Origin of the sequence: Pseudomonas sp. PDM24 (genome assembly GCF_019218905.1) — a bacterium.
Taxonomy (GTDB): domain Bacteria; phylum Pseudomonadota; class Gammaproteobacteria; order Pseudomonadales; family Pseudomonadaceae; genus Aquipseudomonas.
Genome location: NZ_JAHUWR010000006.1, coordinates 277,063 through 297,472 on the forward strand (window position 1 = coordinate 277,063; position 20,410 = coordinate 297,472).

A 20,410-nucleotide genomic window follows, 5' to 3' on the forward strand; every position below is an offset into this window, starting at 1 on the left:
GGATCGGCCGCTATCATACCCCGCTATTTAATCCCGCGCAGAACGGAGTACCTCAATGACACCTTTTGGCATCGTTTATACCCTGCATGTCATCGCTGCCCTGGTGTGGGTCGGCGGCATGTTTTTCGCCTGGATGGTCTTGCGCCCCGCGGCGATGAAGGCGCTGGAAGGCCCTGCCCGATTGAAGCTGTGGGTGGAAGTGTTTCAAGGTTTTTTCCGCTGGGTCTGGATCGCGGTGGTGCTTTTGCCGATCAGCGGTGTGGGCATGATTCATCTGCAGTTCGCGGGGTTTGAAGCGGCGCCGCGGTATGTGCAGGTGATGATGGGATTGTATGTGGTGATGACGGCGCTGTTTATCCGGATTCAGGCGTTGTTGCTGCCGGAACTGCGCACGGCGGTGGCGGCTCAGGATTGGCCGACGGGTGCGGCGGTGCTGGGGAAGATTCGTCGGTTGGTGGGGATCAATCTGATAGTCGGATTGGTGCTGGTGGCGATTGCGGCGGCTCGGCCGATGCTCTAAAAGCTTCGCGGGCAAGCCTCGCTCCTACAGGATTCATGTCGTTCGCGAACCAACGCAAAATCTGTAGGAGCGAGGCTTGCCCGCGAAAGCTATCTGTCAGACAACAAACATTTCAGAAACCACTTACAACCGCTGAATCGTCACTGAACCCGCCACTCCCGCAGGCCCCGGCTGACCGTCGGCACCAGGACGACCGCTCTTGCCGCCATCGGCTTTATAGACGACGCAGCCCTTGGCCTTGCCGCCCGCGCCAGGTTTACCCCCCGGACCTGCCGCGCCACCAACCCCGCCTGCGACCTCGACCTTGATCTGCTGCGCAGGGTAATCACGCGGCACTTCCAGCCGAACCAGCGCTCCTGGCGCTCCCGGCTGGCCGTCACTGCCATTACTGCCATCGGCGCCGCGACCGGCCTGGCCCCAGGTACAACCCGGTGCTTGACCATTAGCCCCATCAAGGCCGACAAAACCTGGAGCACCCGCGCCACCGCGAGCGTCAACCGACAATTGCGGCGCGTTCAACGCTTTGATCTGCAAATCCAGATTGCGCCCGGAGCGAGCGGCCTTGAGGTAAGTCCCCGGCGCGCCACGTGCAGTGATCTGACTGCCTTCGGCCAATTCGGCACGGCTGACCTTCAACGCCAGAGCTTGTTCGCTCGGCACAATGGCAATCCGCGCGTCGCGCCCCAGGTGCAGCTCGCCGACCGTCACTTCGGTCACGTTCGAGGGAATCAGCAAAGTCCCGTAATCGGCGACTTCCAGCCGTTCCAGTTGCAAGGTACTGGTGGTGTTGGGCAAGCGCATCAGCGAGTTGGTTTCGACGCTCACCACCTGCGCGCAGGCCAATGGGCTGATAAATGCAGCGAGCAGACAGAGTTTACGCATGGGAGGCCTTCGAAGCGGCCGGGGCCGGAATGGTTTGCAGGTGGAAAACGCCGAAAAAGACAATCTTCAGGCGATCACGCCAAGGATGGGCTCGACCTTTGAGGCTGCGATTGCAGAACACCAGCTCCAGAAGATGGAGCCCTGCCAACACAGTGCCTGCAAAATTGATCAGCAGGTGAAACGGATGAATAAATGGTATGAGCAGATTGGCCAGCGCCACCAGCCAGAACAGCAGGGTCAACAACTTCCCCAGCCCCCAAAACACCTTCATACGCTCCTCCGTTGAGAATTATTCTTTGCACGCACAGTAACGGCTTCCACGCGGGATAAGCCAGAGGGCAACAAAAAATTCTTCCCGAAGGTCGCGGATTGGCCGCCGGATCAACCCGAATCGTTGCCCGACGGCTCTATCACGCGGTTATTAGTCACAGAGCTTAGCGATTGATGTGCAATTCCACGCGGCGGTTTTGCGCCCGTCCTTCTTCCGTGTCGTTATCGGCCACCGGCTGGCTTTCGCCCCGGCCTTCGCTGGTGAGTTTGTCTGGCGCGACTCCCTGGCTCAACAGGTAGGCCGCGACGCTGCTGGCACGACGTTCCGACAGTTTCTGGTTATAGGCGTCCGAACCCTGGCTGTCGGTATGACCGATGACTTTAATGCTCACCACATCGGTGTTCTGCAATTTGGCCATCAACGAATCCAGCTCACTGCGCGCTTGGGGCATCAGCTCGGATTGGTTGTACGCGAACAGCACGTTGCCGTTCAGGGTGATGACTTCGGAGACCGGTGCTTCAACAGGTTTCACGCTGGCCGGGTATTGCGGCAGCGGGCAACCGTGATGTTCGACAGGGGTATCGGCAGGCGTATCGGGGCAACGATCACGTCGATCGAAGACGCCATCATCGTCTTCATCGCCATCCTGGGCGTAACAGATCAGGCCACCGGTCAAGATCCCGAGCGCTGCCCCACCCGCTGCCCAGGCACTACTTTCGATCGCGCCCAAACCACCGCCGACCAGTCCACCCAGGACGCTGCAGATCGGCCAGGTACGTTGATTGAGGGGGGCGGTGCCATCGCTGTGAGTCGCACAACCGGTCAGAAGACTGCCAAGCAGCAGAACCGGCAAGACGGTCCTTGTGAGAACGCTCATTGTGAATGCTCCTGTGTCACCGGCCCATACCGGTCACACAGGAGTAAAGACCCGCATCCGCGACTGTACAAGCCGCGGAACGGGAGAGGCCTAGCGGTTGATTTTGATTTCCGTGCGCCGATTCATCGAACGGCCGTCAGCGGTTTTATTATCGGCCACCGGTTGGCTTTCACCAGCACCGGTCACAGACACGAAACTGCTGCGTGGCACGCCTTGGGAAATCAGGTATTCCACCACTGAATGGGCGCGTCTATCCGACAGTTTCTGGTTGTAGGCATCACTGCCGACACTGTCGGTATGACCGGTGACGGTCAGTTGGGCGGTGGAGGATTCCTGTTTCAGGCGCGTGGCAATGGTGCTGAGTACGTCCTTATCGGCAGGGGTGAGCTTGGCCGAGTCGAACTGGAAGTGCACATCACGGATAACGATGACTTCTTCCTTGACCACCGCCGCCTCCTCGACCACCGGCGCAGGCGCAGGTGGAGGGCAGCCGTCGGCATCGACCCGCACGCCTTTAGGTGTACCCGGGCACTTGTCGCGGCTGTCCGGTACGCCATCGCCGTCTTCGTCGCCGTCACCATGCACCCAGCAATAAGCGGCTGCCGTGCCGCCGACCAGCAGCGCGCCATACCCCGCCCATGCCGAGCTTTCGGTCGCGCCGAGCCCCGCACCGATGACACCACCGACCGCCGCACAGGACGGCCAGTCGGTTTTCTGCAAACCTGCGCAACCAGTCAACACACTGGTTAGCAGAACCAAGGGTAATGCTGTCCGAATTATGCTCATCTAGTTCTTCTCCTGAGGGATCGGCTTAAAACCGATTCTAGGGAGTAAAGACCCGACTTTTAATCTCCGCCAGCAATAGGCCATTGCTGTTTTGCCCCGTGTTCACGGAAGATCGGCGCTTTTTGGTTAAACCCGCCAGAAGGGACGCTAGGCCCGGACGTTGGGGCAGGCTAATCTTGGCGCTCTGATTGAGGATCTTCGATGATTGCAGGTATTTCTTCGCGCACGCCCCAGCAGGCGTTGGCCGCTTTGCTTGATCGTTATGCCCCGGCGCGTCTGTTACTGATTGGCGCCAGCGAATTCCCCGCGCTTGAGGCATTCAAACTCGCACACCCGGACAGCATCGTCGCCTTTGCTGCACCCGGGCCACTGCCCGCCGAACTGGCGGCGCAACGGTTTGATCTGGCGCTGGTGGTCGATTGCCTCGAACATTTGCCCAAGCGCGACGGCCTGAATCTGCTCGGCGGGATACGCAACCTCAATGCCAGTCGCATTGCGGTGCTGGCCGACTTGCCGGCATGCGGTTGGCAGGAGACGGACTTTTTCTCCCTGGCGCTGCAAGCCAGTGAACGCTTCCAGCGCGATGATCAAGTACTGACCCTGTTTACCTACGATCTGCTTGACTATAAACAGGTGCCCGACTGGCTTAACTCACGCTTCTGGGCCAATCCGGAAAACTTCGGGAAATATTGGTGGTAACGCAATGAGTACATCCATTTGCCCTTGCGGTAGCGGCACGCTGCTCGATGCCTGCTGTGGCCATTACCACGCCGGCCACCCCGCCCCCAGCGCCGAAGTCTTGATGCGGTCGCGCTACAGCGCCTATGTACTGGGGTTGATTGACTATCTGGTAACGACCACCCTGCCCGCACAACAGGCCGGCCTGGATCGCCAGTCGATCAGCGACTGGAGCGCCCAAAGCACCTGGCTGGGCCTGGAGGTGGAAAGTGCCGAAGTCTTCGGCGGTCAGCCAGAGCACGCTTTCGTCACCTTCACCGCTCGCTGGCACGACAGCAGCGGCGAACACAGCCACCGCGAACGTTCCTCATTTGTACAGAACGCCGGCCACTGGTATTTCATCGACCCCACCGTGTCACTCAAGGCCGGACGCAACGATGCGTGCCCGTGCGCCAGCGGGCAGAAGTTCAAGAAGTGCTGCGCGAGCTACTTTGGCGCTTGAGGTGATCCCTTTAGCAGCTGGCGAAGGCTGCGTTCGGCCGTAGCAGCTGTCGAGCTTGCGAGGCTGCGTTCGGCTGCGAAGCAGTCGTCAAACCAGAACTTGCGGTGCTTCAGGCAAACCGCGTCAGCCGGATTCACGACTGCTGCGCAGCCGAACGCAGCCTCGCCAAGGCTCGACAGCTGCTACAAAGGGAGAAACACGACCATGAACACCCGGCGGCGCACATTACAGCTGCTCACCCTGCTCCTGCTTTTGGGGCTCGGCGGCTGTGCGTCGTGGTTCGACGACGACTTGCCGGAGCCGCAGGTGCATCTGGTCAAGGTCGAGGTGGTCCGGGCCAAACTACTGGAGCAGAAATTCCTGCTGCATTTTCGCGTCGACAATCCCAATGACCAAGACCTGACGGTGCGTGCCCTGGAATATCGCATTCACTTGGGGGACATACTGCTGACCGAAGGCGAGTACGAACATTGGTTCACGGTCGGCCCCAAACGCAGTGCTTATTTTAAAGTACCGATCCGCACCAACCTGTGGCCGAAAGTCCGGGACCTGGTCAAGCTGCTGAAAAAACCCGACCAACCCATTCCCTATCGTCTGGAAGGTGAACTGGAAACCGGCTTATTCATCGCGCACTACGTGCACCTGGCGCGTAATGGCGTGATAATCGCCGCCGATCTAATTCCGGAGTAAGCCCGATGACCCAGCAACCTCATGTCCATGGCCCTGACTGCAACCACGATCATGACCATCACGATCACCATGATCACGACCATGGCCATGTCCACGGCCCGAACTGCGGCCACGCCCACCAGGAACCGGTGCGCAATGCCTTGAAAGACGTCGGCCGCAACGACCCTTGCCCATGCGGCAACGGCAAGAAATTCAAGAAGTGCCACGGCGCTTGATGCTTCGGGCGGATATCTTTTTCGCCTGTTGAATCGCCTTCGCGAGCAAGCCCGCTCCCACATTGGATCTGCTGTGTTCACACAATGTGTGACTGGCGCAGATCGAGTGTGGGAGCGGGCTTGCTCGCGAAGACGGCGGCACATTCACTATCAATCTGTCAGTTAAATCGCTTTCGCGGGCAAGCCTCGCTCCTACAGGTTTTCAGTCGTCGCTCAGGATTTGATCCGTACTGATCACCGTCGCATATTCGCCATGCAAATTACCCAGCGACATCGCATGCACTTCCTCGGCTGAATGAGCATTGCCAAAGTAATCCGCTTTATCGAAGGTAAAGCACGCATCCTCAGCAACCCACGCTTCAAACCCCAGATTCCCGGCCGTTCTCGCTGTGGACTCCACCGAGTTGTGGGTCGCCACGCCAACGATGATCAACTGATCGATCCCCGCCTCGCGCAAACGCGCCTCCAGCCCCGTGGAACAAAAGGCATCCGGCACTTGCTTCTGAATCAGGTACTCGTCAGCCAAGGGTTGAAAACGCTCCTGAAATTCCACCCCCGATTGCTGCGGCCAGAACACTGAATCCTCTGAGCGGGACAGGTGCTGCACATGAATCACCGGCCGCCCGGTTCGGCGCCAATGCCCCAACAATTCCAGGATGCGCGCTTCGGCCTGAGGGTTGTTTCGACGACCCAGTTTGGGATGCAGAATGCCTTTTTGTTGATCGATGATGATCAGCGCCGCGTTTGTCTTGAGCTCCATGCCGACTTTTCTCCTGCTGGGGCATTGAATTTCCCGCACTTCAGCATCACCTCTTCCTGCTGGCAAGCCATCAAACGCAAACAGGACGACCTGATGCCGGCGGTCGCTGTCCGTACCTGACGATATCTCTTGATTTGGAGTACTTCATGATCGACTTGTATTACTGGACCACCCCCAACGGGCACAAGATTTCGATATTCCTGGAAGAAGCCGGCCTGCCGTACAACGTTTACCCGATCAACATCAGCCAGAACGACCAGTTCAAACCCGAATTCCTGAAGATCTCGCCGAATAATAAAATCCCGGCCATCGTCGATCATGAGCCGGCCGATGGCGGTGAACCGTTGGCACTGTTCGAGTCGGGGGCGATTCTGCTGTACCTCGCGGAGAAAACCGGCAAGTTCCTGCCCAAGGATCTGCGCGGACGCCAGCAAGCGTTGCAATGGTTGTTCTGGCAGATGGGTGGACTGGGGCCAATGGCCGGGCAAAATCATCACTTCAGCCAATTCGCACCAGAGAAAATCCCCTACGCGATCAAGCGCTACATCGACGAAACCGCCCGCCTCTATGGGGTGCTCGACAAGCAACTGGCCAACGATGACTTTGTCGCCGGCAGCGAATACAGCATTGCCGACATGGCGATCTACCCGTGGATCGTTTCTCACAAGTGGCAAAGCCAGAACCTGGAAGACTTCCCCAACGTATTGCGCTGGTTCACCCACATCCAGAACCGCCCGGCGACGGTGAAGGCATATGCGCTGGTGGCCAAGGTCAATCCGCCTAAATCCTGATAGAAGATCAAAAGATCGCAGCCTCGTTTCACTCGACAGCTCCTACACGGTTTTGCATGCCCTGTAGGAGCTGTCGAGTGAAACGAGGCTGCGATCTTTTTTGCGTTCCACAAACAATTCCTGAAATAACCCCATACCCCGCTTGCGCGGCTTCCTCCTGCTCACTAACGTAGCGCCTTTATTGCGTCACTACCCCCGCAGGAGCTTTGCCATGGCCTCGCCAGCCCTCACACATTTTCTTCCCCGGTTCGGCGTTGCCGCAGCAGTGGCCGGTGTTTTAAGCCTGACCGGTTGTCAGACCTGGAACACTCAAGACACCCTCCCGCCGACCTCCGGCGTGCAACCGCTCAAGGGCCTGGCGCAGAACGTTTCGATTCGGCGCAATGCCATGGGCATGCCGCTGATTGAGAGCAACAGCTTCCACGATGCGCTGTTCACCCTCGGTTACGTGCATGCCAGCGACCGCATCAGCCAAATGGTCACTCTGCGTTTGCTGGCCCAGGGCCGTCTGGCGGAGATGTCCGGTTCGGACTTGCTCGACGCCGACCGCTACATGCGTGCGGTCAATCTGAAGAAAAGTGCGGGTGAGCTGTACAAAGCCTCTTCGCCGCGCCTCAAGCGTTTCTTCGAAGTCTATGCCCGTGGGGTCAACGCCTACCTGTTCCGCTACCGCGACAAATTGCCTGCGGACCTGGCCGCCACTGGCTACAAGCCTGAGTACTGGAAACCGGAAGATTCGGCGCTGATTTTCTGCCTGCTGAATTTCAGTCAATCGGCGAACCTGCCGGAAGAAATTTCCTCATTGATGCTGGCCCAGACAGTCAGTACCGACAAGCTGGCGTGGCTTGCACCGTCCGCTCCCGATGAAAAACTGCCAGTCGCAGAAGCGGAAAAACTTCAGGGCATCAAACTCAATGGGCAAATCCCGGGGCTGAGCGAAATCAGCAAAGCCACGGGCCAACTGTCCGACCTGAATCTGCTGGGCGCCACGTCTTCGAACAACTGGGCGATTGCCCCGCAGCGCAGCCGCAGCGGCAAAAGCCTGTTGGCCAGCGACAGCCATGGGCCGCTGGGCGTGCCGTCGCTGTTCAGCTACGTGCAGATTCGCGCGCCGAAATACCAGGCCTCCGGCGTGACCATTGCCGGGCTACCGATGGTGCTCGGTGGTTTCAACGGCAAAGTGGCGTGGAGCATGACCACGGTCATGGGCGACAACCAGGACCTGTTCCTGGAAAAAATCAAACGCCAGGGCAACGGCCTTTCCTACGAAGTCAGCGGCAAATGGCAGCCGGTGATCGTGCGCAACGAAACCTACTTCGTCAAAGGCCAGAAGCCGATTCGCGAAGCGGTGTACGAAACCCGCCACGGGTCGCTGCTCAACAGCGCCCAAGGCACTGCACTGGCGAATGGTTTCGGCCTGGCCTTGCAGACGCCGAACTTCACCGACGACAAAACCCTGGATGCGTTTTTCGACCTGTCTCGAGCGCAGAGCGTCGAGAAAGCCTCGGACGCCAGCCGTGAAATACGCGCCATCGCCCTGAATCTGGTGTTTGCCGATGCCAGCAACATCGGTTGGCAAGTCACCGGTCGCTACCCGAACCGTCGCGAAGGCGAAGGCTTGCTGCCGTCGCCGGGCTGGGAAGGTCGTTACGACTGGGACGGTTACGCCGACCCGATGCTCCATCCGTATGACCAGGACCCGGCTCAAGGCTGGCTCGGCACCGCCAACCAGCGGGTCATTCCCCATGGCTACGGCATGCAGCTGTCCAATTCCTGGTCGGCGCCGGAGCGCGGTGAACGCATGGCCGAACTGGCGGGCGTCGGCAAACACGACACGCGTAGCCTGATCGCCATGCAATACGACCAGACCACCACCTTCGCTGCCAAGCTGAAGAAGATGTTTGAAGCACCGGGCATGTCCCAGCCACTCAAGCAAGCCATCGAAGCGTTGCCGGTGGCCGATCGCGGCAAGGCTCGCGAGGCTTATACGCGCTTGATGGCTTTCGACGGCAAACTCAGCCCGACCTCCGCCGACGCGGCGATTTACGAGCTGTTCCTGCAGGAAAGCACTAAACAGATTTTCCTCGACGAACTGGGCCCGGAAAGCAGCCCGGCGTGGAAAGCCTTTATCGCCAACGGCAAGTTGTCCTACGCGGCGCAGGCCGATCATCTGCTGAGCCGTGAGGACAGTCCGTTCTGGGACGACCTGCGCACCTCCCAGAAAGAAGACAAACCGGCGATTCTCGCCCGTAGCCTCGCGGCCGCGATCAGTGCGGGTGACAGCCAGTTGGGTGGCGATCACAAAGCCTGGCAGTGGGGCAAACTGCATCGCTACGAATGGAAGAACGCCAGCGGCCAGACCGTGCGCGGTCCGCTGGCAGCCGGCGGCGACCACACCACGCTCAACACCGCCGCGTTCACCTGGGGCCAGGACTTCAACACCACGCTGGCGCCGGCCATGCGCTTTATCGTCGATTTCGGCCAGGCCGAACCACTGATGGGCCAGAACGGTAGCGGCCAGTCCGGCAACCCGGCCAGCGCGCACTATCTCGACAGCGTCGAGCCATGGCTCAAGGGGCAATACATCAGCCTGCCGATGCAGCCACAGAACTTTGACAAGGTGTATGGCAAGACGCGGTTGACGCTGACGCCTGGCAAGTAACCTCGAGTGGGACCGGGCTTGCTCGCGAAAGCATGCTGCCGGTCCCATTGATGTTGAATGTGCCGCCGTCTTCGCGAGCAAGCCCGCTCCCACATTTGATCGCATTCTTTCTGGCAGAACTCGATTGAATGTGGGAGCGGGCTTGCTCGCGAAAGCGGCCTGTTTAACGCCTCCATCTTCCCCAAAATAAATAGAACTTCTCGTCTCGCGCGAACCTCCTAGCTAACAGGCCTCTCCATTTGGGTAACAACATGGACCTTGTTATCGCTCGTCCTGAAGGTTTGTACTGCCCGCCCGGTGATTTCTATATCGACCCATGGCAGCCGGTCGAACGCTCGATCATCACCCACGCCCACAGCGACCATGCTCGCCATGGCAATCAACATTATCTGGCCGCGGCGCCGGGTGCAGGCATCCTGCGTGCGCGTCTGGGCCAGGACATCAACCTGCAAACCTTGCCTTATGGCGAGCCATTGCTGCACCGCGGTGTAAAACTGAGTTTTCACCCCGCGGGCCACGTACTCGGCTCCGCCCAGGTACGTCTGGAATATGGCGGGGAAGTCTGGGTCGCCTCGGGGGATTACAAGACCGAGCCCGATGGCACCTGTGCGCCATTCGAACCGGTGCGTTGCCATACGTTCATCACGGAATCGACGTTCGGCCTGCCGATTTACCGCTGGCAACCCCAGACGCAGATCTTTGCCGAGATCAATCAGTGGTGGCGGGCCAATGCGGCGGCCGACAAGACCAGCGTGCTGTTCTGCTATGCCTTCGGCAAGGCCCAGCGGATTCTCCACGGCATCGATGCCAGCCTCGGCCCCATTCTGGTCCACGGCGCGGTTGAACCCATCAATCGGATTTATCGTCAGAGCGGCATTTATTTACCGCCAACGGTCTATGCCGGCGACGTTAAAAAGCATGACCCGATGATGCGCAAGGCCTTGGTCCTCGCGCCTCCTTCGGCGGGTGCCAGCCCTTGGGTACGGCGTTTCGGTGATTACAGCGATGGCTTCGCCAGCGGTTGGATGCGCTTGCGCGGTACACGGCGCCGGCGCAGTGTGGACCGCGGCTTTGTGCTATCGGATCACGCCGACTGGCCCGGCCTGCTTTGGGCCATCGAACAAACCGGAGCCGAACGCGTGATCGTCACCCATGGTTCGATCGGGGTATTGGTGCGCTATCTGCGCGAACAAGGCCTGGATGCCATGAGTTTCAGCACCGAATATGGCGATGATGAAGAAACCACAGTCCTCGAACCCGAGAGCGCCGAGGTGCTGGCATGAAAGCCTTCGCCGACTTGTATGCCGAACTCGACGCCACCACCTCGAGCAACGCCAAACTGGCGGCGATGCAGAGCTATTTCGCCCAGGCCGCACCCGAAGATGCCGCCTGGGCGGTGTACTTTCTGTCCGGTGGGCGCCCTCGACAATTGGTGCCGGTACGAATGCTGCGGGAAATGGCCACAGCGTTTTCCGGGCTCCCACCCTGGTTGTTCGAAGAGAGTTATCAGGCCGTCGGTGATCTGGCGGAAACCATTTCGCTGGTGCTGCCCGAAATGTCCCACACCTCTACCGATGGCCTGGCCGTGTGGATTGAAGACAAACTGCTGCCGCTGCGTAACGCGCCCCCGCTGACTCTCGCCGAATGCTTGCCCGCCTTGTGGGCGCAACTGGATCGCCAGAGCCTGATGCTGTGCATCAAACTGATCACCGGCAGTTTCCGTGTCGGGGTCTCCAAATTGCTGGTTACCCGCGCCTTGGCGGCGATGGCTGGGCTCGACAGCAAACGCGTGGCCCAGCGGCTGGTGGGTTACACCGATTTGTCTAACCGCCCAAGCGCCGCCAGTTACCTGAAGCTGATCGCCCCCGAATCACCCAATGAGCATGCCCAACGGGGTGGTCAGCCCTACCCGTTTTTCCTCGCCCATGCGTTGTCGCACCCGGTCGAACAGTTCGAAAACCTGCTCGGACCGGCCAGCCAATGGCAAGTGGAATGGAAGTGGGACGGCATCCGCGCCCAGGTGGTCAAGCGTGACGGGCGCTTGTGGATCTGGTCGCGTGGTGAAGAATTGGTGAGTGACCGTTTCCCCGAACTGGACAGCCTGGTTTATGACTTACCCGACGGCACGGTGATTGACGGTGAAATCGTCGCCTGGAAAACCGCACAACCAGGCACCGAGGACGCCTTCGACCCGAGTCGACGTCGTCACCCGCCGTGCAACCCTTCGCGCTGTTGCAACAGCGGATCAGCCGTAGAACGCTGAGCAGGAAAATCCTCGATGAGGTGCCCGTGGTGATCCTGGCCTATGACCTGCTGGAATGGCAGGGTGAGGATTGGCGTAACCAGACTCAAGCCACGCGCCGCACTCAGCTGGAGCAACTGATCCTCAACTGCGCAAACCCGGTATTAATGAGCTCGCCGGTGCTGACCGGCGAAGACTGGTTCGACCTTGGCCGTCAACGGGAAGCCTCCCGCAGACTGGGCGTCGAAGGCATGATGCTCAAGGCCCGCGATGCGCTGTATGGCGTCGGGCGGACCAAGGACATGGGCGTGTGGTGGAAATGGAAAGTCGACCCGTTCAGCGTTGATGCGGTGCTGATCTATGCCCAGCAGGGCCATGGCCGCCGGGCCAGCCTCTACTCTGATTACACGTTCGCGGTGTGGGACGGTCCTCCCTCTGCCCGCGAGCGAACGCTGGTGCCTTTCGCCAAGGCTTACTCCGGGTTGACTGACGAAGAAATGCGTCAGGTCGACAGCATCGTACGCAAGACCACGGTGGAAAAATTCGGACCGGTGAGTAGTGTGAAACCGACTTTGGTGTTTGAGCTGGGATTCGAGGGTATTGCCCTGTCGAAGCGGCATAAGAGCGGGATTGCAGTGCGGTTCCCGAGGATGCTGCGTTGGCGGCAGGACAAGTCGGTGGAGGACGCTGACAACTTGGCGACATTGCAGGATTTGCTCGCCTGACCTGATTTCGGTGAGCTGATCCTGTAGGAGCGAGGCTTGCCCGCGAAGGCGTCCCCAGGTACGCCAAAAGCTTCGCGGGCAAGCCTCGCTCCTACAGACAGATTGGGCATTAGGACAAGCCCTCTCCCCACATTTAGCACCATCCTGGCGCAGGGATCTGGCGATGCCCGTTTTCGTGCATAAAATCCCGCTTTGCCGCTTCTTGTATTACCTTTTAAACGCTTGTTCGGGACTCTGGTTCGGAAATTGCTACTTTTAATAGGTCTTACGCTTTTCAGTAACAGTACTTCTGCGCCACAAGCGCTCATATTGGTTCTTAGGGATTGAATAATGAAAAAAGCATTGCTGACCCTTTCTGCACTGGCGTTGTGCATGGCTGCCGGCTCCGCGCTGGCCAAGGAATACAAAGAATTGCGTTTTGGCGTTGACCCTTCTTACGCGCCGTTCGAGTCCAAAGCAGCCGACGGTAGCCTGGTAGGCTTCGACATCGACCTGGGCAATGCCATTTGCGCCGAGCTGAAGGTCAAGTGCAAATGGGTCGAAAGCGATTTCGACGGCATGATTCCGGGCTTGAAAGCCAATAAATTCGACGGTGTGATCTCTTCGATGACCGTCACCCCGGCCCGCGAAAAAGTCATCGACTTCTCAAACGAGTTGTTCTCCGGCCCAACCGCTTACGTGTTCAAGAAAGGTTCCGGCCTGACCGAAGACGTCGCTTCGCTGAAGGGTAAAACCGTCGGTTACGAGCAAGGCACCATCCAGGAAGCGTACGCCAAAGCGGTGCTGGACAAGGCTGGCGTAAAAACCCAGGCCTATCAGAACCAGGATCAGGTGTATTCCGACCTGACTTCCGGCCGTCTCGATGCAGCGATCCAGGACATGCTGCAAGCCGAACTGGGCTTCTTGAAGTCGCCAAAAGGCACCGATTACGAAATCAGCAAGCCAGTCGACAGCGAATTGCTGCCTTCCAAAACAGCGATCGGTATCTCGAAAGGTAACAAAGACCTCAAGGCACTTTTGGATAAAGGTATCAAAGCGTTACACGACGATGGCACCTACGCCACCATTCAGAAGAAACACTTTGGCGATCTGAATCTGTACAGCGGCAAATAATGCCCGGCGCCCATCTCGCGATGGGCGCTTTTTTCACCCGATCAGGTTGCTGATTTATGTTCGAAAACCTATTACAAAACCTGGGGCTCTCAGCCTTCAGCCTCCAGGGCTTCGGTCCGTTGCTGATGGAAGGCACCTGGATGACCATCAAATTATCGGTGTTGTCGCTGTTGGTGGCCGTTTTGCTCGGCTTGCTGGGCGCCAGTGCCAAGCTGTCAAAAGTCAAACTGGTGCGGGTACCGGCCCAGCTCTACACCACGCTGATTCGTGGGGTGCCCGACCTGGTGCTGATGCTGCTGATCTTCTACAGTCTGCAAACCTGGCTGACCTCGTTTACCGACTTCATGGAATGGGAATACATCGAGATCAACCCGTTCAGCGCCGGGGTCATCACCCTGGGCTTCATTTATGGTGCGTACTTCACCGAAACGTTTCGCGGGGCGATCCTCGCCGTGCCACGGGGCCAGGTCGAAGCCGCCACCGCCTACGGCCTCAAACGCGGCCAGCGTTTTCGTTTCGTGGTGTTCCCGCAAATGATGCGCTTCGCCCTGCCGGGTATCGGCAACAACTGGATGGTGATGCTCAAGGCCACCGCGCTGGTCTCGATCATCGGCCTGGCCGACTTGGTCAAAGCCGCGCAGGACGCCGGTAAAAGCACTTATCAACTGTTCTATTTCCTGGTGCTGGCTGCGCTGATTTACCTGCTGATCACCAGCGCCTCCAACGTCGTCCTGCGCTGGCTCGAACGCCGCTACGCCGCCGGCTCCCGGGAGGCCGTACGATGATCGAACTCTTGCAGGAATACTGGAAACCCTTCCTTTATACCGACGGTTACAACATCACCGGCCTGGCCATGACCCTGTGGCTGCTCAGCGCTTCGATCTTCATCGGCTTTCTGGCGTCGATCCCGCTGTCCATCGCCAGGGTTTCGCCCAAGATCTACATCCGCTGGCCAGTGCAGTTTTACGTCTACCTGTTCCGGGGTACACCGCTGTATATCCAGCTGCTGATTTGCTACACCGGTATCTACAGCCTGGCGGCCGTGCGCGCCCAGCCGGTCCTCGATGCGTTCTTTCGCGATGCGATGAACTGCACGATCCTGGCCTTTGCCCTGAACACCTGCGCCTACACCACGGAGATCTTCGCCGGGGCGATTCGCAGCCTGCCTCACGGAGAAATCGAAGCGGCCAAGGCTTACGGCCTGTCAGGCTGGAAGCTCTACGCCTACGTGATCATGCCGTCAGCCCTGCGTCGCTCGTTGCCCTATTACAGCAACGAAGTGATTCTGATGCTGCACTCGACCACCGTGGCGTTCACCGCGACCATCCCGGATGTATTGAAAGTCGCTCGCGATGCGAACTCTGCGACCTTCCTGACATTCCAGTCGTTCGGCATCGCCGCGCTGATCTACCTGACCGTTACCTTTGCGCTGGTCGGCCTGTTCCGTCTCGCCGAACGCCGATGGCTGGCCTTCCTCGGGCCGACTCACTAGGACAACTCGTACATGCGCCACCAGATTCATGACCTGCTGGCCCCGCTGCCGGGGACCGTGCGACAGATTCACAGTTTCCACTTCGGCCCGTCGTCGGCCAAAGGCAAGATTTACATTCAGTCCTCCCTGCATGCCGATGAATTGCCTGGCATGCTGGTGGCCTGGCACCTCAAGCGACGTCTGGCGGAGCTGGAAGCCGCCGGCCGGCTGCGCAGCGAAATCGTACTGGTGCCCGTGGCCAACCCGGTCGGCCTGGAACAAGTGTTGATGGACGTTCCACTGGGCCGCTACGAGCTGGAAAGCGGGCAGAACTTCAATCGCTGGTTCGTCGACTTGAGTGAAGAAGTCGGCAACGAGATCGAAGGCCTGCTCGGCGACGATCCGCAATGTAACCTCGAACTGATCCGCGACAGCCTGCGCAAGGCGTTGGCGCGGCAGACCGCAGGCACTCAACTGCAATCCCAGCGCCTGACCCTGCAACGGCTGGCCTGTGATGCAGACATGGTGCTGGACCTGCATTGCGATTTCGAAGCCGTGGCGCACCTTTACACCACGCCCGAGGCCTGGCCGCAGGTCGAGCCGCTGGCGCGCTACATCGGTTCCGAAGCCAGCCTGCTGGCCACCGACTCGGGTGGCCAATCGTTCGATGAATGCTTCACTCTGCTCTGGTGGCAGTTGAAAGAGCGCTTCGGCGAGCAGTTCGAGATTCCGCTGGGCAGTTTTTCAGTCACTGTCGAATTACGCGGCCAGGGTGACGTCAATCACCCGCTGGCCAGCCTCGACAGCCAGGCGCTGATCGATTATCTGATTCATTTCGGCGCGATTGCCGGTGAGCCGGCGCCATTACCGGAACTGCCCTACCCGGCCACCCCGCTGGCCGGCGTTGAACCGGTGGCGACGCCGGTGGGCGGGCTGCTGGTGTTCACGGCCCTGCCCGGGGAATACCTGGAGGCCGGACAACTGATCGCCGAAGTCATCGACCCGATCAATGATCGCGTCACCCCTGTTCATTGCACCGCCGCCGGGCTGATGTACGCCCGTTCGCTGCGACGCATGGCCACTGCCGGCATGGTGATCGCCCACGTCGCGGGCACCGAAGCCTATCGCAGTGGCTACCTACTTTCGCCTTGAGGATGCATGCCCCATGTACAAACTGACCATTGAAGGCCTGCATAAAAGCTATGGCGATCATCAGGTGCTCAAAGGCGTTTCGCTCAAGGCCAAAACCGGCGACGTCATCAGCCTGATCGGCGCCAGCGGCTCGGGTAAAAGCACCTTTTTGCGCTGCATCAACTTTCTCGAACAACCCAACGACGGAGCCATGAGCCTGGATGGCCAGACGATCCGCATGATCCACGACCGTCACGGCATGCGCGTGGCCGATGCAGATGAGCTGCAGCGGATTCGCACCCGCCTGGCCATGGTGTTCCAGCACTTCAACCTGTGGAGCCACATGACGGTGCTGGAAAACATCACCATGGCCCCGCGCCGGGTCTTGGGTTGCAGCAAGCAAGAGGCCGAAGACCGTGCCCGACGTTACCTCGACAAGGTTGGCCTGGCGGCGCGCGTAGCGGATCAGTACCCGGCGTTCCTGTCGGGCGGCCAGCAACAGCGGGTAGCCATTGCCCGTGCACTGGCCATGGAACCGGAAGTCATGCTGTTCGACGAACCGACCTCGGCGCTCGACCCGGAACTGGTGGGCGAAGTGCTCAAGGTCATCCAGGGCCTGGCCGAAGAAGGCCGGACCATGATCATGGTCACCCACGAAATGAGCTTCGCCCGTAAGGTATCGAGCCAGGTGCTGTTCCTGCACCAGGGGCTGGTGGAAGAAGAAGGCGCGCCGGAAGACGTGCTGGGCAACCCGAAGAGCGAGCGGTTGAAGCAGTTCCTCAGCGGCAACCTGAAGTAACTTCCGCCCTTGTAGGAGCGAGGCTTGCCCGCGAAGGTGTCGGCACATTGCGCATTGATATGACTGGAAGGACGCCTTCGCGGGCAAGCCTCGCTCCTACAGAAATCAGGTTGTCCCACAGGCATCAGACAACAGGCGCGGGAGGCGGCTCATCCGGCAGGGTGGGCTCCCCGGGTTCTGTCGGATCTTCATTGGGTGTGTCGGGATCAGGCTGATGGGGGATGCCCCCTGCCATGACGGGCGGATGTGCCAACAAGGACCAGGCCAGCACGCCAACCTGATTGGGCTCAAGCCTTGCCAGTTCGGCACTTATTCGCGGATCGATCTTCATGAAGCACTCCTGAGCGATGGCCCGATCCGCCTTGCGCGAATCGGAGCAGTACATTCCATAGAGTGTACGCCCGCTCAGGAATTCCAACGGCTTGTCAGACGGCTGACTCAGGTACGCGGCAGGGTCACGCCACGCTGCCCCTGATACTTGCCGCCACGGTCCTTGTAGGAGACTTCGCACTCTTCGTCCGACTCAAGGAACAACATCTGCGCCACGCCTTCGTTCGCGTAGATTTTCGCCGGCAGATTGGTGGTGTTGGAGAACTCCAGGGTCACGTGACCTTCCCACTCAGGCTCGAGCGGCGTGACGTTGACGATGATGCCGCAACGCGCGTAGGTGCTTTTACCCAGGCAAATGGTCAATACGTTACGCGGGATACGGAAGTATTCGACGGTGCTGGCCAGAGCGAAGGAGTTCGGCGGAATGATGCACACGTCGCTGTGGATGTCGACGAAGCTGCCAGCATCGAAGTTTTTCGGGTCGACGATCGCCGAATTGATGTTGGTAAACACCTTGAAGTGATTGGTGCAACGCACATCGTAGCCGTAGCTGGACACGCCGTAGGAGATCACACGGCTATCGTCGCTACCGCGCACCTGGCGCTCGACGAAAGGCTCGATCATGCCGTGTTCCTGCGCCATGCGGCGAATCCACTTGTCCGATTTGATGCTCATGGCGGGTGTCCTGAATAGCGAGGTAGAAAAATTCTGTCCGGCATCTTACCGGGCAGGCGCGCCGGGTTCAAAGTCCGGGAGACAATTCTCGCCGATCCCCCGTGAATCCCGGGTCTTCACCGCCATTCAATGCACCGTCAGTCATGAAAACAGAGAAACCTTCGCAAGAAACATTGGCACGTTCCGGAAAAAGGGTTAAGGTGGCGCCACTGTGCTGCTTGTGTCACTGAGAATCTCTACACGATATGTTGAATTTCGATCCAACCATCTACAAGAATTTTTCCTGCTCTTTGCACTCAGTCTCGGCCAGGGTTCTTCCTGCGTCGCAGTTATCTTTGTTCAAGGAGTTACACCATGTCTAATCGCCAAACCGGTACCGTTAAGTGGTTCAACGATGAAAAAGGCTTCGGCTTCATCACTCCACAATCCGGTGACGACCTGTTCGTTCACTTCAAAGCTATCCAATCCGACGGCTTCAAAAGCCTGAAAGAAGGCCAACAGGTTTCTTTCATCGCTACCCGCGGTCAGAAAGGCATGCAAGCTGAAGAAGTTCAAGTTATCTAACTTTTACTTGCTTTAGTAAAAAGCCCCGCCCTCAAAAGCGGGGCTTTTTTGTGCCTGTGTGTTTTGCATGGCAAAAAAGATCGCAGCCTTCGACAACTCCTACAGGACGTACCTCAATCCTGTGTAGGAGCTGCCGAAGGCTGCGATCTTTTGATCTTTCAGCGTGTTACCAGGTCACGCCAAACCCTGCGGTGTATCGAGTCTTGCTCAGGTCGGCCTCTTCGCTACCGCTGATGATGTCTTTCTCGGCCTTCAGGTTCAGCGACGCCCAATCGGTGACTTTGTAGCGCAGGCCGACCTCGGCATCGAGGGCGTAATCCGCCACGCCCGACAGCGGCTTGCCGACCTCGCCATTGGTGAAGAATTCGACCTTCTTGCCGACCAGATAACGGTTGTAGTCCCACTTCATCGCCAGGGAGTAGAAGTTTTCCTTGTTGCCGTTGGAATATTCATAGTCCGTGTTGTTCAGCAGCGAGCCCAAGGAGAAAGCGCCCAGCTCGTTATCCCAGAATTGATAACCGGGGCCGGTACCGATGGTGCGCTGACGGGCGAGCTCTTCGACCTTGTCGCGCTTATAGTTCAAACGACCTTGCCAGAACCATTTCTCGGTAAGAAAACGGTCGAGGGCGTACTCACCCCGCCAATTATCCGTGGTGACCACGTCATCCTGGAATTCGCGGTTGTACTCGCCTTCTGCCGTGTGTCGCCATCTGCCATGGCGCGCACTGGTCTTGAAGTCGACGTCATAATCATCCGTGTCTTTTTCGGCACGCTGGTAATCCAGCGCCATATCGACATGCCCCTTCCAGACCAGATCCTCAACCACCGGTTTAGGCTTGAGCATCTGCTGGATACTGGCCAGCTCCACGGTCTTGGGGCCATCGCCGTTGGCCAGGGTGACTTTGCCGTCCTCTGCCGCGTGCAGCGACTTGGCCTTCTCACCGGTGTAGGCATCCTGTTTGACCAGCAGTTGCTGATCGCTTTCCAGGGTTTTGACCTGATTCCAGTCGATCGGAACCGCGCCCGCGTACTCGGTCTGAATCAGCAGCTTGCCACCATCGAATACGGTGATTTTGCCGCTCAGTTTGTCACCGTTCTTCAACCAGACGGTATCGGCAAGCAAGGGAGTGGAAGCACTGACGACAGCGAGGCACAGCAAGGTTCTGGACAACATAAGCGAATCGAAGGCTCAACTTTGCGAAAAAAAGTCGGCATTATCCTTACGAATAAGGCCATGACAAGGACTGACCCGACTTTTTCTATTGAGTTCATTTCTCAATCGGCGATCCTGGATTTACTCTACAGACGGTCAAATGCGCATTTTTTCAGGAAGCCCGGGACGTGACCGACTCAACCGCTGAAACCGAAAGCGCAGCGCAAATCCGACGCACGGCGCTCTACCTGACCCTGGCGCAAGTGCCTGAGGGCAAAGTCGTGAGTTACGGCCAGCTCGCCGAGCTAGCCGGACTGGGTCGTGCTGCCCGCTGGGTCGGGCGAACACTGAGCCAATTGCCCGGTGACACCAAACTTCCCTGGCACCGGGTACTGGGTGCCGGCGGTCGGATCAGCCTGCCTGTGGGCAGCCCTTCGGGGGATGAACAACGGGCCCGATTGCGCATGGAAGGCATCAGTGTCCTGAACAATCGTGTTGATATTCAGCGCCATGGGTGGCGCCCGGTAGAGCACAGCGGTTAGAGTGCGCGCTTTGTTTCCGTAATCCTTGAGG

General features: G+C 58.8%; 23 protein-coding genes and 1 pseudogene. 16 read left to right on the forward strand and 8 right to left on the reverse strand.

Features of this window, described 5'->3' with window-relative positions:
* The first annotated feature begins 55 nt into the window (after positions 1-55).
* Entirely contained in the window at positions 56-520 is a 465-nt protein-coding gene (locus KW837_RS20820) for a CopD family protein (RefSeq protein WP_218398343.1), read from the forward strand.
* Between the two features lie 123 nt (positions 521-643).
* On the opposite strand, the gene KW837_RS20825 is transcribed toward KW837_RS20820, so the two are convergent.
* From KW837_RS20825 to KW837_RS20840, 4 genes are all read right to left on the reverse strand, one after another.
* The gene (locus tag KW837_RS20825) at positions 644-1,402 is read right to left on the reverse strand and encodes a collagen-like protein (protein ID WP_218398345.1); all 759 of its coding nucleotides are present in this window, start codon (positions 1,400-1,402) and stop codon (positions 644-646) included.
* Positions 1,395-1,673 carry a DUF1145 domain-containing protein gene (locus KW837_RS20830; protein ID WP_218398347.1) on the reverse strand — a complete coding sequence of 93 codons (279 nt, stop codon included), beginning with the start codon at positions 1,671-1,673 and terminating at the stop codon, positions 1,395-1,397. The genes KW837_RS20825 and KW837_RS20830 overlap by 8 nt, the downstream gene beginning before the upstream one ends.
* 163 nt (positions 1,674-1,836) lie before the next feature.
* Entirely contained in the window at positions 1,837-2,550 is a 714-nt protein-coding gene (locus KW837_RS20835) for an OmpA family protein (RefSeq protein ID WP_008072767.1), read from the reverse strand.
* Between the two features lie 90 nt (positions 2,551-2,640).
* Entirely contained in the window at positions 2,641-3,336 is a 696-nt protein-coding gene (locus KW837_RS20840) for an OmpA family protein (RefSeq protein WP_218398349.1), read from the reverse strand.
* A gap of 201 nt (positions 3,337-3,537) precedes the next feature.
* Here KW837_RS20840 and KW837_RS20845 point away from each other — a divergent pair, with 201 nt between their 5' ends.
* From KW837_RS20845 to KW837_RS20860, 4 genes are all read left to right on the forward strand, one after another.
* Entirely contained in the window at positions 3,538-4,035 is a 498-nt protein-coding gene (locus KW837_RS20845; protein ID WP_123499293.1) for a DUF6231 family protein, read from the forward strand.
* A gap of 4 nt (positions 4,036-4,039) precedes the next feature.
* Positions 4,040-4,516 (forward strand): YchJ family protein, encoded by a 477-nt coding sequence (locus KW837_RS20850; RefSeq protein WP_218398351.1) that lies wholly within the window; start codon positions 4,040-4,042, stop codon positions 4,514-4,516.
* Between the two features lie 204 nt (positions 4,517-4,720).
* Complete coding sequence (locus KW837_RS20855; RefSeq protein WP_218398353.1) at positions 4,721-5,206, forward strand: LEA type 2 family protein; 486 nt, start codon at positions 4,721-4,723, stop codon at positions 5,204-5,206.
* 5 nt (positions 5,207-5,211) lie between these two features.
* Entirely contained in the window at positions 5,212-5,421 is a 210-nt protein-coding gene (locus tag KW837_RS20860; RefSeq protein ID WP_007906737.1) for an SEC-C metal-binding domain-containing protein, read from the forward strand.
* A gap of 202 nt (positions 5,422-5,623) precedes the next feature.
* Here the strand turns inward: KW837_RS20860 and KW837_RS20865 are convergent, their stop codons facing one another.
* A complete protein-coding gene (locus tag KW837_RS20865) occupies positions 5,624-6,181 on the reverse strand; it encodes a cysteine hydrolase family protein (RefSeq protein WP_218398355.1) in 558 nt (185 codons plus the stop codon).
* 146 nt (positions 6,182-6,327) lie between these two features.
* On the opposite strand from KW837_RS20865, the gene KW837_RS20870 reads away from it, so the two are divergent.
* From KW837_RS20870 to KW837_RS20910, 9 genes and pseudogenes are all read left to right on the forward strand, one after another.
* Positions 6,328-6,972 (forward strand): glutathione S-transferase N-terminal domain-containing protein, encoded by a 645-nt coding sequence (locus KW837_RS20870; protein WP_218398357.1) that lies wholly within the window; start codon positions 6,328-6,330, stop codon positions 6,970-6,972.
* A gap of 211 nt (positions 6,973-7,183) precedes the next feature.
* Positions 7,184-9,634, forward strand: coding sequence for a penicillin acylase family protein (locus KW837_RS20875; RefSeq protein WP_218398359.1), 2,451 nt, complete (start codon positions 7,184-7,186; stop codon positions 9,632-9,634).
* A 251-nt stretch (positions 9,635-9,885) separates the two neighbouring features.
* Positions 9,886-10,917, forward strand: coding sequence for a ligase-associated DNA damage response exonuclease (locus KW837_RS20880; protein WP_218398361.1), 1,032 nt, complete (start codon positions 9,886-9,888; stop codon positions 10,915-10,917).
* Positions 10,914-12,601 (forward strand): annotated as a pseudogene (locus tag KW837_RS20885) (ATP-dependent DNA ligase). Before KW837_RS20880 ends, KW837_RS20885 begins: the two are co-directional and overlap by 4 nt.
* Positions 12,602-12,931: 330 nt before the next feature.
* Positions 12,932-13,714: a transporter substrate-binding domain-containing protein gene (locus tag KW837_RS20890; protein ID WP_218398362.1), complete on the forward strand. Its 783-nt coding sequence runs from the start codon at positions 12,932-12,934 to the stop codon at positions 13,712-13,714.
* A 56-nt stretch (positions 13,715-13,770) separates the two neighbouring features.
* Entirely contained in the window at positions 13,771-14,499 is a 729-nt protein-coding gene (locus KW837_RS20895; protein WP_218398364.1) for an ABC transporter permease, read from the forward strand.
* Positions 14,496-15,206 (forward strand): ABC transporter permease, encoded by a 711-nt coding sequence (locus tag KW837_RS20900; protein ID WP_218398366.1) that lies wholly within the window; start codon positions 14,496-14,498, stop codon positions 15,204-15,206. The genes KW837_RS20895 and KW837_RS20900 overlap by 4 nt, the downstream gene beginning before the upstream one ends.
* Before the next feature lie 12 nt (positions 15,207-15,218).
* Complete coding sequence (locus tag KW837_RS20905) at positions 15,219-16,337, forward strand: succinylglutamate desuccinylase/aspartoacylase family protein (protein WP_218398369.1); 1,119 nt, start codon at positions 15,219-15,221, stop codon at positions 16,335-16,337.
* A gap of 13 nt (positions 16,338-16,350) precedes the next feature.
* Positions 16,351-17,115, forward strand: a complete 765-nt coding sequence (locus tag KW837_RS20910; RefSeq protein ID WP_007904656.1) for an ABC transporter ATP-binding protein — start codon at positions 16,351-16,353, stop codon at positions 17,113-17,115.
* A gap of 124 nt (positions 17,116-17,239) precedes the next feature.
* On the opposite strand, the gene KW837_RS20915 is transcribed toward KW837_RS20910, so the two are convergent.
* Together KW837_RS20915 and dcd are read right to left on the reverse strand one after the other, a co-directional pair.
* Positions 17,240-17,446 (reverse strand): hypothetical protein, encoded by a 207-nt coding sequence (locus KW837_RS20915; protein ID WP_218398371.1) that lies wholly within the window; start codon positions 17,444-17,446, stop codon positions 17,240-17,242.
* A 107-nt stretch (positions 17,447-17,553) separates the two neighbouring features.
* Positions 17,554-18,120 (reverse strand): dCTP deaminase, encoded by a 567-nt coding sequence (gene dcd, locus KW837_RS20920; RefSeq protein WP_007904652.1) that lies wholly within the window; start codon positions 18,118-18,120, stop codon positions 17,554-17,556.
* A 354-nt stretch (positions 18,121-18,474) separates the two neighbouring features.
* On the opposite strand from dcd, the gene KW837_RS20925 reads away from it, so the two are divergent.
* Entirely contained in the window at positions 18,475-18,684 is a 210-nt protein-coding gene (locus tag KW837_RS20925; RefSeq protein WP_002554837.1) for a cold-shock protein, read from the forward strand.
* 166 nt (positions 18,685-18,850) lie between these two features.
* Here KW837_RS20925 and KW837_RS20930 read toward each other — a convergent pair whose 3' ends face one another.
* On the reverse strand, positions 18,851-19,858 hold the full coding sequence (locus KW837_RS20930) for a DUF481 domain-containing protein (RefSeq protein ID WP_123499324.1): 1,008 nt from the start codon (positions 19,856-19,858) through the stop codon (positions 18,851-18,853).
* 167 nt (positions 19,859-20,025) lie between these two features.
* On the opposite strand from KW837_RS20930, the gene KW837_RS20935 reads away from it, so the two are divergent.
* Positions 20,026-20,379 (forward strand): MGMT family protein, encoded by a 354-nt coding sequence (locus KW837_RS20935; protein WP_007940587.1) that lies wholly within the window; start codon positions 20,026-20,028, stop codon positions 20,377-20,379.
* Positions 20,380-20,410: the final 31 nt, after the last annotated feature.